Origin of the sequence: Bradyrhizobium sp. SRS-191 (assembly GCF_024586915.1) — a bacterium.
Taxonomy (GTDB): Bacteria; Pseudomonadota; Alphaproteobacteria; order Rhizobiales; family Xanthobacteraceae; genus Bradyrhizobium.
The window spans coordinates 321476-334343 of record NZ_JANBVS010000007.1; the positions used below are offsets into that span (position 1 = coordinate 321476).

Consider the following 12868-nt stretch of genomic DNA (forward strand, 5'->3'; position numbering starts at 1 on the left):
GCGCCTCATGCGTCTGACTGAGAAAATCTCATCATGAATCAGATCATAAATAAATATTTCACAGCGGCGTCAAGTCGCCCTGTTACCCCGTCGGCCGTTCCCTGGCGGAGGTCGTTGCCCGGCCGCCGCCGAATTCCTCTCCAGGATTTCAGAAGGCCGAAACATCATGACAACACGTCGCGACTTTCTCGCAGGCGCCACGGCGGCGGCTGCCTTCGCCAGCATCCGCCAGGCATTGGCCATTCCGGCGCGGCGCCGGACCGGCACCATTCAGGACGTCAAGCACATCGTCATCCTGATGCAGGAGAACCGCTCGTTCGACCATTACTTCGGCACGCTGCGCGGCGTGCGCGGCTTCGGCGACCGCTTCCCGATCCCGCTCGAGAGCGGCAAGCCGGTCTGGTTCCAGTCCGACGGCACGCGCGAAATCCCTCCCTACCACCGCGACTCCACGACCTCCAACGCGCTGGTCGGCTACGGCACGCCGCATTCCTTCGGCGACAGCCAGGCGGCGTGGAATCAAGGCAAGATGGGCTATTGGCCGAAGTACAAGACGGCTTACGCGATGGGCTATTTCGGCCGCGACGACATCCCGTTCCAGTTCGCGCTCGCCGAGGCGTTCACGATCTGCGACGCCTATCACGCCTCGATCACCACGGGCACCGATCCGAACCGCATCGTGTTCTGGTCCGGCTCAAACTTCAATCCCGCGCTGCGCGCGCAGGGCGTCAACTCGACCACCAACGATTCCGAGCCGAACAACCTGCGCTGCTGGCCCAACCCGTCCAAATGGGTGGCCGGCCAGCCGCAGCCGCAGGCGACTTACAAATATGTCGGCAGCGATTTCAACTGGGACACGCTGCCGGATCTCCTGAACAAGGCCGGCGTCAGCTGGCACATCTATCAGGATATGAACGACAACTGGACCGGCGCGATGCACGGCTGTCTCGCGTTCTCCAGCTTCCGCCACGCGCAGCCGAACGATCCGAACTACGTGCACGGCCTGACCGGCGGCCCGGACTATCTCGACCGGCTGAAGGCCGACGTCATGGCCGGAACCCTGCCGCAGGTGTCGTGGATCCTGCCGACGCAGGCGAACTCCGAGCATCCCGGCGGCGGCAGCCCGACCCGCGCCGGCAATTTCACCGACCAGGTGCTGGAAGCGCTGACGGCCAATCCCGAGGTCTGGAGCCAGACCGTCTTCTTCCTCACCTTCGACGAGAACGACGGCTTCTTCGATCATCTGCCGGCGCCAGCCGTGCCGTCCTACGACATCAACGGCAGGCTGATGGGCAAGGCGACCTTGCCGCTCGACGGCGAGTATTTCTCCAACACTGTCGGCAGCGTGCTGACCGCGACGGACACGATCAGCGGTAACATCCGTCCGTGGGGCCTGTCCGCGCGTGTGCCGATGTATGTGGTGTCGCCCTGGAGCAAGGGTGGCTGGGTCAACTCGCAAGTGTTCGACCACACCTCGGTCGGCCGCTTCCTGGAGAAGCGCTTCGGCATCAAGGTCGAGGCCATCAGCCCGTGGCACCGCGCGGTCTCCGGCGATCTCACCTCGGCGTTCGATTTCGCCAGCCCCAACGATCCGCGCTTCCCGGAGCTGCCCGACCAGAGCAACTGGCAGGCCTCGGATGCGCATCAGAAGACCTTGCCCGCACCGGTCGCGCCGGCAACGCCGCAGCCGCTCTACCAGGAGAGCGGCGCGCGCTATTCGCGTCCGCTGCCCTACATCCTGCACGCCACCGCGAAGGTCGACGCCGCCGCGGGCAAGGTGAAGCTCCTGTTCGCCAACACCGGCTTCGCCGGCGCCGTCTTCCACGTCTACGACAAGCAGCACCTCGATCTCATTCCGCGCCGCTACACCGTCGAGGCCGGCAAGATGCTGGACGACGAATGGAGCGTCGGCCAGGACGGGCTCTACGATCTCTGGGTGCTCGGCCCGAACGGCTTCCATCGCCACTTCAAGGGCGATCTCGACAAGGTCAGCCAGGCGCATGCGGCCAATCCCGAGATCTTCGTCGGCTACAACATCTTCGAGGGCGGCCTGCACATGCAGCTGCGCAACGACGGCCAGGGCCGCGTGAATTTTGCGGTGAAGTCCAACGAGATCTACGGACCGCTGCAGGCCGTTACCGCGTCGGTCTCGGCCGCGCTCGAGCCGATGTGCCCGGGCTTCGGCCCGCGGCCCGACGTGCATCCGGTCGGCTTCGGTGCCGTGCCGGGCTTCCGTCCCGCGCCCGACTTCGATGCGCCGGGCTTCGGCTTCGGTGCGCCGAGCTTCTTCCCCGGCCCGAGCCATGGCGGCCCGTCGACGTCGTGGAACGTCAAGGTCTCCGCGCCCGGCCGCCACGGCGAGCTCTACTGGCATCTGCGCAAGTCGGGCCTGTGGTACGACTTCGTCGTCACCAGCGACACCGACGACAGCTTCTACAGGCGCGTCGCCGGCCACATCGAGACCGGCCGCCCCTCGTTCAGCGACCCCGGCATGGCGCTCGCCGACCGCTTCTGATTCAGGAGCCATGATTGCGGAGGGCGCCCGACGGGCGCCCTTTCGCGTTCAGCCGCTGCCGAGATCGTGGATCACGGGCGACAGGCTGCCTGAGGCGATATCGAGCGTCGCCAGTGTGATCGGCAGCCTGAAGCGACGCGGTCCCGCGCTGCCGGGGTTCAAGTAGTGCACGCCATCGCGTGTCTCGATGCGGGCGCGATGCGAGTGGCCGGAGATGACCATGTCGATGCCCGAAGCGACCGGATCGACCGCGATATCGTGGACGTCATGCACCACGTGGAAGCATCTTCCGCCGAGCATGACGGTCTCGGTCGCAGGATAGGCCTTCGCCCAATCCGCGGTGTCGATGTTGCCGCGGATCGCGGTGACCGGTGCGATCAGGCGCAGACGGTCGATGATCTCGGAACGACCGATGTCGCCGGCGTGGATGATGTGATCGGCGCCGGCGAGATGTTGCTCCGCTTCCGGGCGTAGCAGGCCGTGCGTGTCCGAGATGATGCCGATGCGCATGATGGCAGCTCACTTGATGCGTCGAGTCATCAAGCGATCGTCAGGATTTCCAGTTCCTGGCCCGACGCCTCGACCACGTCGCCGACCGCCTTGCCCATCAACAGCCGCGCGACCGGCGCGACGTGGGAGATCATGCCGAGCTTCGGGTCAGCTTCGTCCTCGCCGACGATGCGATAGGTCTGCACGCGGCCGTCGCCGCGCTTGAACGTCACCGTACTGCCGAACGCGATGGTTTCGGTCGAGGAGGGCGGGGGCATCACCTGCGCGGTCCGCAGCCGGCTCGCGAAATAGCGCGCGTCGCGCAGCGGCAACGCCTGCTCCCGGCGGCGCTCGTTGACGTCCTCGATCGCCTGCGCGGCCTCGTAGGCCGCTTGCGCCTGATGCAGCTGATCCTCGAGCGCCTTCAGGCCCGCTTCGGTGACGAGATTGGGATGCGGCGAGACCGGGCGATCCGGCAGCATCGTCTCTGCGGCCGTCTCGGCGCTCTCTTCCTTGGTGAATGCAACGCTCAATCCGGTCTCCTGCAAAGCGCCGCCGAATGCGCGGGCGCATCGGGGAGAGATCATGCGGGAGGGGCGAATTTCAAGCCGCCATCTGTGACCGGCGCACACGCAGCCGCGCGCCCCTTGACAGGCGTCGGCAACATCGCTTGAATATACGAACTATAGTTCGCAATCCGAACATTAGCAAGTCGAAAATGCCCGCATCGAGACGGGCGTCAAGCAGGAAACGTCGGAGCCTCCCCGTGGACGAGGACAACAAGGCCGCCAAGAGCGTCGTGCAGTCGCTGGCCAAGGGCTTTCAGGTGCTGAATGCCTTCACCAGCGAGGAGCCCGAATTGGTGCTCGCCGACGTCGCGCGCCGCACCGGGCTCGACAAGGGCACCACGTTCCGCCTGCTCAACACGCTGGTGATGCTCGGCTATGTCGAGAAGGTCGGCGACTCCAGGCGCTTCCGCCTGACGCTGAAATGCCTCGACCTCGGCTTCAACGCGATCGCGCGCTCCGAGCTGCGCGACCAGGCCCGCCCGATTCTGCGCAGCCTGGTCGGCGAGATGAACGAGGCCGCATCGCTCGCGGTGCTCGACGGCAGCGACATCGTCTATGTCGAGCGCATCCAGGCCGGCCTCGTCCGGCTCGGCGTCGACGTTCGTATCGGCAGCCGCGCGCCGGTTTATTCCACCGCCGTCGGCCAAGCGCTGCTCGCGCTGCTCCCCGTGGAAACGCAGATCGAGGTGCTCGACGCGCAGCCGCGCATCAAGCGCACGGAGACCACGATCACCGATCTCGATGCGCTGCTGCAGCGCCTGCGCCAGGTGAAGGCCGCCGGCTACGCGCTCTCCAACCAGGAAAATGCGCCCGGCCTGTGCGTGCTTGCCGCGCCCGTCGTCGACCGCGACGGCGTGCCGCTCGCCGCGATCAGCGTCGCCGCGCCGACCATGCGCATGTCAGCCGAGGCGTTCGAGCGCATGGGCGTCGCGCCGTTGCTGCGCGCAGCCGCGCAGCTGTCGCGCGCGCTCGAAGCCATGGGCGGCGCCACCGCCAACGTTTCCAACCGATGACACCAGAGCTGACCACCAGGAGACCGACATGAGCGTCATGACCAACTTCAAGGGGATCATCCCGGCGATCGCCGTCCCCTTCAACGCCGACCATTCGATCGACGAGGCCGAGCTGACGCGTTACGCGGCCTGGCTCGGCAAGCGCCGCGGCATCGTCGGCATCATGACCAATGGCCACACCGGCGAGGTGTTCAGCCTCACCGCGAAGGAGCGCGCCGAAGTGACCCGCATCGTCGCCAAGGCGCTGACCGGGATCTGCCCGACCATCTCCTCCGTCGTCTGCGAAGGCATCAAGGACGGCATCGAGCACGCGCTGATGGCCAAGGAGGCCGGCGCCACCGCGCTCGACATCATGCCGCCGCATCACTGGCTGCGCTTCGGCTTCAAGCGCGAGCACTGCCTCGACTACTTCAATGCGATCGGCGAGGCCACCAAGCTGCCGCTGATCGTTCACGTCTATCCCGCTTGGACCAGGGCCTCGTTCTCCTCGGAGCTGCTCGCCGAGCTCGCCCGCCTCGATCACGTCCAGGCGTTCAAGATCGGCACCCGCGAGATGAACAAATACGCCCGCGACCTCAAGGCCATCCGCGCAGCGGCGCCGCACAAGGCGCTGCTGACCTGCCACGACGAATATCTGCTGGCCTCGATGGTGCAAGGCGTCGACGGCGCGCTGGTCGGCTTCGCCTCGCTCATTCCCGACCTGATCTACGACCTGTATGCCGCGGTCAACGCCGGCGATCTGAAGCTGGCGATGAAGCTGCAGGCGATGATCGATCCGCTGAAGGACGCGGTGTATGGCGCGGGCGAGCCGACCGGCGAGGCGCATGGTCGCATGAAGGCCGCGATGCAGGTCGCCGGCGTCATCCGCGACGCCACCGTGCGTCCGCCGACGCATGCGCCGAGCGCCGAGGAGATGGCCGCGATCCGCGCCGCGGTGGCTGCGGCCGGACTGACGGTGCAGGCTGCGGCCTGAGCTTGGCCCAACCGGCGGCCGGGCTCGGCCCGGCTGCCGTCTCTGGCAATCAACGAATAACAATCCGGGTGGACGCTCATGCTGATGATGGATGTCGACAACGCGCCCCAGCGCGCCGCGATAGCGCCGAACGATGTGCTGATCGCGATCGACCAGGTGTCGAAGACCTACGTCTCGGCCTCGGGCGCGGCGGTGCATGCGCTGAGCCGGATCTCGCTCGACATCAAGCCGGGCGAGTTCGTCTGCGTCGTCGGCCCCTCCGGCTGCGGCAAGAGCACCTTGCTGCGTCTGCTCGCCGGTCTCGACGGCTATAGTGAGGGCCGGCTGCTGCTCGACGGCGAGAAAGTCGCCGGCCCCTCGCGCAAGGTCGGTGTCGTGTTCCAGGCCGCCAATCTGCTGCCATGGATGACGGTGCGCGACAATGTCGGGTTGCCCTTGCGCGTCGGCGGCAGGCATGCGCCGGCCGGCGACCGCATCGAGCGCCTGCTCGCGGTCACCGGCCTCGGCGACTTCGGCGACAAATATCCTTATGAGCTGTCCGGCGGCATGCAGCAGCGCGCCGGCATTTGCCGCGCGCTGGCGCGCGATCCCGAGATTCTGCTGATGGACGAGCCGTTCGGCGCGCTCGATGCGCTGACGCGCGAGCGGCTGAACCTCGAGCTGCAACGGATCTGGCAGGAGAACCGCAAGACCATCCTCTTGATCACCCACTCCATCTCGGAGGCCATCTTCCTGGCCGACCGCGTGATCGTGATGTCGGCGCGCCCCGGCCGCATCCTCGCCGATCTCGCCGTGCCGATCCCGCGGCCGAGGACGTTCGACGACATCGTGCTGCATCCGGACTACGCGCGACTGGCCAAGGACGTCCGCGGGCTGCTGAACGCCCAGGAGCATGGCCATGACTGATCTCGCCAACATTGCTGCGCCCGCCATGACCCCGAAGCCGACAAAGCCCAGCCGCCGCATCAGCCTCGGTTCGCCGATCGCCTGGATCGGTCTTGCCGTGCTGATCCTGAGCTGGATCGCTGCCGTCAATCTCCTGAACATTCCGTCCTACATCCTGCCGAAGCCGGAAGCGGTCGTCCGCGCGCTGTGGTCCGGGCTTGCCGTCAGCCCGGCCAGCCCGCTCGGCTATTACTTGCCGCTGTGGAGCACGCTCAGCAACGCCGCCATGGGCTGCGCCATCGGCGTCGGCCTCGGTCTGATCATCGGCTCGCTGATGGCGGAGATCGAGGCGATCGAGCGTCTGGTCATGCCCTATGCCTTCGCGCTGCAGAGCCTGCCCAAGGTGGCGATCGCGCCCTTGATCGTGATCTGGTTCGGCTTCGGCGACGGTTCGAAGATCGCGATCTCGGCACTGCTGTCGTTCTTCCCCGTGCTGATCAACAGTTTTACGGGCCTGCGCGCCGTCGAGCCCGAGCGTATCGACCTGATGCGCTCGCTCTCAGCCTCGCGCTTCGAGACCTATCGCATCGTCAAGCTGCCCAACGCCGCGCCCTTCATCTTCGCCGGCCTCGACATGGCGGTGGTGTACGCGCTGCTCGGCGCGATCGTCGCCGAATTCCTCGGCGCGCAGCGCGGCATGGGTGTTGTCATCACCCAGGCGCAGGCGGTGTCGGATGTTGCCGGCGTGTTCGCGGCGCTGATCATCCTCGGCGTCCTCGGCATCGTGCTGCACGGAATCGTGCGCTGGTGCGAGGCCAAGGTCGTGCACTGGGGCGCCAATCGAAAGAAATAAGAACGGGAGGAACGAACATGGTTTCGCGCAGATCATTCCTGAAGAGCAGCGCCGGCGCGCTGCTGATGAGCGGTGCTCCGTCGATCCTGATGGCCGCGGACGCAAAGAAGATCCGTTTCGGCGTCGGACTGAAGGCGCTCAACGCCACGGTGATCAATTGCGTGATCGGTGAGGCGCTCGGCTACAACGCCGAGGAAGGCTTCTCGCTCGATGTCCAGGCGCTCGGCACCAACGCCAATGTGCAGGTCGCGACCGATCGCGGCACGGTGGCGATCGGGGTCGGCGTGCCCTCGACCGCGCTGCCGCTGCTCGCCAAGGGCGAATGGAGCGGCGCGAAAATGTTCTATCAGTATACCTACCCGTACAAATGGGACATCGCCGTGCCGCCCGGCTCGGCGCTCAAGAGCTACACGGATCTGAAGGGCAAGAAGATCGGCGTCTCCGACTTCGGGGCCACAGAATATCCGGTGACCAAGAACGTGTTGAAGGCGCTTGGGCTCGATCCGGAGAAGGATGTGAGCTTCGTCGCCGTCGGCAACGGCACGCCGGCCGGCGTCGCCCTGCAGCGCGGCGTGATCGATGCGCTCGCTTATTTCGACACGGGCTTCGGCCAGATCGAGGCTGCTGGCATCGCGCTGACCTATCTGCCGCGCCCGACCACGCTTCCGATGGTCGGCGGCCAGTTCCTGATGGCGATGCCCGCGACATTCGAGAAGGAGAGGGATCTCCTGATCGGCTTCGGCCGTTCGGTCTGCAAGGCCTCGCAGTTCCTGCTCGCCAATCCTGCCGCCGGCGCGCGGGCGTTCCTCAAGCTCTACCCCGAGACGGCGCCGCGTGGCGCCAGCGAGGATGAAGCCGTGAAAGCCGTGCTGCAGTCGATCAGCCGCCGCATCAAGCTGTACACGCCGCCTTATGCCGATACGAAGATGGGCGCGATCAACGAGCAGGAGTTCCGCACCGAGGCTGCGATGAACGGGCTGGACATCAAGGACTATGCTGCGCTCTACACCAATGAGCTGATCGACAAGATAAACAATTTCGATGCGGTGAAGGTCAAGGCCGAGGCGGCTGCGTACAAGGGATGACGGCGGCGGATCATAACAGCCATTCCGGTGGCCACGCGGTGGTGACCGGAACCAGCTCCGGCATCGGCCGCGCCATCGCGGAGCGGCTGCTGACCGGCGGTTGGCGCGTGACCGGCGTCGATCGCGCGCCGTCCGCCATCTCGCACGAGGGCTTTCAGGGTCTGCCAGCTGATCTCGCCGAGCCGCACGCGCTGCTCGCGGGCCTGGCCGACATCGGCGCGGCGACCGCGCTGGTTCACGCCGCCGGCTACATGCGTGTCGGTTGTCTCGGCGAGCTCGCGCCGGACAACAGCGAGGGCATGTGGCGCGTCCATGTCGGCGCTGCCGAGGCCCTGGCCAATGCGCTGGCGCCTCGCATGGGCGAGGGCGGCCGCATCGTGCTGATCGGCAGCCGTACCGCCAATGGCGCCGCGGGACGCAGCCAATATGCTGCGACCAAGGCCGCATTGACGGGCCTCGCGCGCTCCTGGGCAATCGAGCTCGCGCCGCGCCGCATCACCGTCAACGTCATCGCACCGGCGGCCACCGACACGCCGTTCCTGCGCGATCCCAGCCGCGCCGGCACCGCGCCGGTGCTGCCGCCGATGGGCCGCTTCGTCGACCCCGCGGAAGTCGCCGCGCTCACCGCCTTCCTGCTGTCGCCAGAGGCGGGTGCGATCACCGGACAGACCATCACCATCTGCGCAGGCGCCTCGCTCTAGGGCAGCGCGCGCGACCACGACCAGGAGAAGACTAAATGACCGTTCGCATCGTCGACGTCCGCGAGGTGACGAAGCCGATCTCATCGCCGATCCGCAACGCCTATATCGACTTCACCAAGATGACGTCGAGCCTCGTCGCCGTGATCACCAATGTCGAGCGCAACGGCCGCCCCGTCGTCGGCTACGGCTTCAACTCCAACGGCCGCTACGGCCAGGGCGGCCTGATCCGCGAGCGATTTCGCGCGCGCCTGCTGGAGGCCGATCCGGCCTCGCTGCTCGACGCAACCAAGGACAACATCGACCCGGACAAGGCCTGGGCGGCGATGATGATCAACGAGAAGCCGGGCGGCCATGGCGAGCGCTCGGTCGCGGTCGGTACGCTCGACATGGCGATCTGGGACGCGGTCGCCAAGATCGCCGACAAGCCGCTGTTCCGCCTGCTCGCCGAGCGTCACGACCGCACGGCCGATCCGCGCGTCTTCGTCTACGCCGCAGGCGGCTACTACTATCCCGGCAAGGACCTCTCGGCCCTGCGCCGGGAGATGCGCGGCTATCTCGAGCGCGGCTACAACGTCGTGAAGATGAAGATCGGCGGCGCGCCGATCGACGAGGACCGCCAGCGCATCGAGGCGGTGCTGGAGGAGATCGGCCCGAACAACCGGCTCGCCGTCGACGCCAATGGGCGCTTCGATCTGGAGACCGCGATCGCCTACGCCAAGATGCTGCGCGACTATCCGCTGTTCTGGTACGAGGAGGCGGGCGATCCGCTGGACTATCATCTGCAGGCGACGCTCGCCGACTACTATCCCGGCCCGATGGCGACCGGCGAGAACCTGTTCAGCCACCAGGACGCCCGCAACCTAATCCGCTATGGCGGCATGCGCCCCGACCGCGATTGGCTGCAGTTCGACTGCGCGCTGTCCTATGGCCTGTGCGAATATCTGCGCACGCTCGACGTGCTCGAGACCTACGGCTGGTCGCCGTCACGCTGCATCCCCCATGGCGGCCACCAGATGTCGCTCAACATCGCCGCTGGCCTCGGCCTCGGCGGCAATGAGAGCTATCCGGACCTGTTCCAGCCCTATGGCGGCTTCCCCGACGGCGTGAAGGTGGTCGATGGCCACATCACCATGCCCGATCTCCCCGGCATCGGCTTCGAAGGCAAGTCGGATCTGTACGCGGAGATGCGCGCGCTCAGCGCGTGAGGCGCAAGCTCCACCCACGACCTCGCTGTCGTCACGGACAAGCGCGCGGCACGCGCGCGCCGATCCGGGACCCATAACCCCAGGGAGACGTTCGAGGCACGCTGGCCGCTCCATCTCGCCCAGCCACAGCCGACACGGGTCGTGACTCCTGGATCGCTTCGCTGCGCTCGCAATGACGGCGGAGAGGGCGGCGCATATCAACCTCTCCGTCATTGCGAGGAGCGGAGCGACGAAGCAATCCAGGCGCCTCATGCGCATATGCCCGACGGGCAATTCGCTCATAACAGCCCTGCGCCAACTGCCCGTCGAGTCAGTTTGTCGCATGGATGCAGCCTTGCCTCGTCGGGCAAATCACATCCACATTTCCGTGCATCCCGCCTCACTCGGAGGGCCGTTGCGCGCGATCGTCACGACACGCGAGGCGGGGAGGCGATGGCCGCGAGATGCAGCAGCGTAGCTTGCGACGCGGACGAACGGCAGCTTGCGGACGTGAAGTCGTGTGGTCCTGACCTCCCGGTGCCGAGGTCAAGCCGGCGCAAGCGCCTTGGTGCTGCGTTGGCGACGGGGGCAATCAAGCCGGTCCCCGGCGAGAGCACGAAGTAAGCGTTAAGCCCATCGCGCAGGGAATGCCGGAATGTCGGCTGAACCTGTGGTACCTGCCGTCTGCATTTTCTTTCGCAGGCGGGCCATGGGTTGCGGCCAGCACCCGGCATTCCCTGCGCCCTCCGACTTCTGAGGGCGATGACGATCAGCACAGCTCGGGCGTGAGATGCCGCGGGAACGATGATGCATGTCGGCTGATCCGCTGTCCTCGCGTCAAACACCGCTGTCGTCCCGGGCAAGCCGCGACGGCGCGAAGCGACGACGTGGCGCCGACCCGGGACCCATAACCCCAGGGAGACATTGTTGCGTATGATGGAGGGCCAGCGTTCTGTCTCAATAGCCGTCGGTGGTTATGGGTCCCTGCGTTCGCAGGGACGACAACTGAGAGTGGAGCGACACCGCGGATCGCAGCTATCAGTCGATCGCCTATGCGAGATCCATCCAGCGCCTTGCAGTCGCGCCCAAACCGCAGGCGTCCTACGCTTTCGCCGCCTTCGAGGCCAGCGCATCGGCGACGGCGGTGCGGATGTCGGCCACCGAGAACGGCTTGGTGATCACGTCATGCGCGATCGCATTCAAGTTCGACGCCCGCTCGCGCTGATGCGCGAAGCCGGTCATCAGCAGGATGATCAGGTCGGGAAAGTCGCGCGCGGCCGACAGCGCCAGCGCGATGCCGTCCATGATCGGCATCTGGATGTCGGTCAACAGCAGGTCGAAGGCGCCGTTCTCGCGCGTGAGGATGTCGAGCGCTTCGGCGCCGTCCTGAGCGGTGACGATCTCGTGGCCGTCCATTGCAATCGCGCGGGCGACCAGCGTCCGCATCGAATCTTCATCGTCGGCGATCAGCACGCGCGACATGTCATCGTCTCTCCGTGTCGTGGGCCCCGCGGGCGACCCACGAGACCGGAACCATCATGCACTGCCGGCAGCGAGATCGCGCCGGTTGAAGAACCGTATATCGATATTGCGGCCTTCGGGAGGGGGCGAGGCGAGGCGCGACTTGAATGCGATGCGCTCGCCGGGCTTGAGCACGGGCTGCTCGAGCAGGGTGTTCCAGGCGTAGATCTCGGTGCCCTGTGCATCTCGCACGCTGAATCGCAGCCGCGGCAGGTCGACCGCCTTCTTGGTGGTGCTCACGATCGTGCCTTCGATCACCAGCACCGGCTTGCCGTCGACGGTTTCGGTGGCCAGCTTCACGTCCTTGAAGGCGGCTCCGCGCAGATTTACCTCCAGCCCGACCAGTTTGTAGAACGAGGCGGTCTGCGGCATCAGCTTGACGACGTCGGCGCGCCACACCACGAGCGCGACCGTGAGCGCCGCCATCGCGGCCGTCAGCGCGGGCAGGCCGAACACCTTCCTGCCTGGGAAGTCCGGCAAGGCCGGACGCTTGACGAATTTGGCGAGGCCTTTGAGGCGAGCGAGCCGGCCCTGCGCCGGAGCCTCGGCATCGGGCTGGGCATCGTCGGGCTCCTCGGCAACGGCATCCTCGGGCCAGCCGGCGGCGATCGACGGACTTTCCACCTCGGGCTGCTCGTCGGGCTCCTCGCGGGCGAGGGCCTCCCATTCGTCGGCGGCGTCGCGCGGCGCCGATGCCGCGCCGGCTTCGGCCATTTCCGGGATCGGGGCCGGAGCCTCGACCGCGTCCTCCGGTCGCGCCAGCCAGACCTCCTTGCAACGGGAACAGCGTACGCTGCGGCCGGCCATACCCAGGGTTGCCGGGTCGATGGCGTAAGATGTCGCACAATGGGGGCAAACGATGAACATCGCGCCAGGTCTCCAACGGGCATTGCCGCTTTGTTTCCGAGAGTTCGTGCTACAAGGACCGCCATGTTGACGAACGTCGGAACGCAATCGCGCCATTGGTACATGGCAACCATTAACGAACCGGAAACCATAACGGGCGCTCAATCGGGCGATCGTACACCCGGGCTTGTCGCGTGCGGATCGACCCTGCGCGCCGTCGAACGGAGCTGATGC

Annotated in this window: 12 protein-coding genes; 8 read left to right on the forward strand and 4 right to left on the reverse strand. The window is 66.5% G+C overall.

The window, feature by feature from the left end; genetic code table 11:
• The first annotated feature begins 166 nt into the window (after positions 1 to 166).
• On the forward strand, positions 167 to 2515 hold the full coding sequence (locus tag NLR35_RS15765; protein ID WP_257167433.1) for a phosphocholine-specific phospholipase C: 2349 nt from the start codon (positions 167 to 169) through the stop codon (positions 2513 to 2515).
• 48 nt (positions 2516 to 2563) lie between these two features.
• On the opposite strand, the gene NLR35_RS15770 is transcribed toward NLR35_RS15765, so the two are convergent.
• Entirely contained in the window at positions 2564 to 3025 is a 462-nt protein-coding gene (locus NLR35_RS15770; protein ID WP_257167434.1) for a metallophosphoesterase family protein, read from the reverse strand.
• Positions 3026 to 3054: 29 nt separating this feature from the next.
• Positions 3055 to 3537 (reverse strand): transcription elongation factor GreA, encoded by a 483-nt coding sequence (greA, locus tag NLR35_RS15775; RefSeq protein ID WP_257167435.1) that lies wholly within the window; start codon positions 3535 to 3537, stop codon positions 3055 to 3057.
• Positions 3538 to 3770: 233 nt separating this feature from the next.
• Here greA and NLR35_RS15780 point away from each other — a divergent pair, with 233 nt between their 5' ends.
• The 7 genes from NLR35_RS15780 (at position 3771) to NLR35_RS15810 (ending at position 10288) form a co-directional block, all read left to right on the forward strand.
• On the forward strand, positions 3771 to 4586 hold the full coding sequence (locus NLR35_RS15780) for an IclR family transcriptional regulator (RefSeq protein WP_257167436.1): 816 nt from the start codon (positions 3771 to 3773) through the stop codon (positions 4584 to 4586).
• 28 nt (positions 4587 to 4614) lie between these two features.
• Positions 4615 to 5559, forward strand: a complete 945-nt coding sequence (locus NLR35_RS15785) for a dihydrodipicolinate synthase family protein (RefSeq protein ID WP_257167437.1) — start codon at positions 4615 to 4617, stop codon at positions 5557 to 5559.
• 78 nt (positions 5560 to 5637) lie between these two features.
• A complete protein-coding gene (locus NLR35_RS15790) occupies positions 5638 to 6465 on the forward strand; it encodes an ABC transporter ATP-binding protein (RefSeq protein ID WP_257167438.1) in 828 nt (275 codons plus the stop codon).
• On the forward strand, positions 6458 to 7297 hold the full coding sequence (locus NLR35_RS15795; protein ID WP_257167439.1) for an ABC transporter permease: 840 nt from the start codon (positions 6458 to 6460) through the stop codon (positions 7295 to 7297). Before NLR35_RS15790 ends, NLR35_RS15795 begins: the two co-directional genes overlap by 8 nt.
• 17 nt (positions 7298 to 7314) lie before the next feature.
• Positions 7315 to 8382, forward strand: coding sequence for an ABC transporter substrate-binding protein (locus tag NLR35_RS15800; RefSeq protein WP_257167440.1), 1068 nt, complete (start codon positions 7315 to 7317; stop codon positions 8380 to 8382).
• On the forward strand, positions 8379 to 9083 hold the full coding sequence (locus NLR35_RS15805) for an SDR family NAD(P)-dependent oxidoreductase (RefSeq protein WP_257167441.1): 705 nt from the start codon (positions 8379 to 8381) through the stop codon (positions 9081 to 9083). The genes NLR35_RS15800 and NLR35_RS15805 overlap by 4 nt, the downstream gene beginning before the upstream one ends.
• 35 nt (positions 9084 to 9118) lie before the next feature.
• Complete coding sequence (locus tag NLR35_RS15810; protein ID WP_257167442.1) at positions 9119 to 10288, forward strand: mandelate racemase/muconate lactonizing enzyme family protein; 1170 nt, start codon at positions 9119 to 9121, stop codon at positions 10286 to 10288.
• A 1080-nt stretch (positions 10289 to 11368) separates the two neighbouring features.
• Here the strand turns inward: NLR35_RS15810 and NLR35_RS15815 are convergent.
• Positions 11369 to 11749 (reverse strand): response regulator, encoded by a 381-nt coding sequence (locus NLR35_RS15815; protein WP_257167443.1) that lies wholly within the window; start codon positions 11747 to 11749, stop codon positions 11369 to 11371.
• A 54-nt stretch (positions 11750 to 11803) separates the two neighbouring features.
• Positions 11804 to 12655: an MJ0042-type zinc finger domain-containing protein gene (locus tag NLR35_RS15820; protein ID WP_257167479.1), complete on the reverse strand. Its 852-nt coding sequence runs from the start codon at positions 12653 to 12655 to the stop codon at positions 11804 to 11806.
• Between the last annotated feature and the right edge of the window lie 213 nt (positions 12656 to 12868).

Excerpts from the sequence above, each read along its gene's own strand:
- NLR35_RS15815 (WP_257167443.1), bottom strand. The coding sequence starts at position 11,749 with ATGTCGCGCGTGCTGATCGCCGACGATGAAGATTCGATGCGGACGCTG.
- NLR35_RS15820 (WP_257167479.1), bottom strand. The coding sequence starts at position 12,655 with ATGTTCATCGTTTGCCCCCATTGTGCGACATCTTACGCCATCGACCCG.
- NLR35_RS15765 (WP_257167433.1), top strand. The coding sequence starts at position 167 with ATGACAACACGTCGCGACTTTCTCGCAGGCGCCACGGCGGCGGCTGCC.
- NLR35_RS15795 (WP_257167439.1), top strand. The coding sequence starts at position 6,458 with ATGACTGATCTCGCCAACATTGCTGCGCCCGCCATGACCCCGAAGCCG.
- NLR35_RS15785 (WP_257167437.1), top strand. The coding sequence starts at position 4,615 with ATGAGCGTCATGACCAACTTCAAGGGGATCATCCCGGCGATCGCCGTC.
- NLR35_RS15805 (WP_257167441.1), top strand. The coding sequence starts at position 8,379 with ATGACGGCGGCGGATCATAACAGCCATTCCGGTGGCCACGCGGTGGTG.
- NLR35_RS15790 (WP_257167438.1), top strand. The coding sequence starts at position 5,638 with ATGCTGATGATGGATGTCGACAACGCGCCCCAGCGCGCCGCGATAGCG.
- NLR35_RS15770 (WP_257167434.1), bottom strand. The coding sequence starts at position 3,025 with ATGCGCATCGGCATCATCTCGGACACGCACGGCCTGCTACGCCCGGAA.
- NLR35_RS15810 (WP_257167442.1), top strand. The coding sequence starts at position 9,119 with ATGACCGTTCGCATCGTCGACGTCCGCGAGGTGACGAAGCCGATCTCA.
- NLR35_RS15800 (WP_257167440.1), top strand. The coding sequence starts at position 7,315 with ATGGTTTCGCGCAGATCATTCCTGAAGAGCAGCGCCGGCGCGCTGCTG.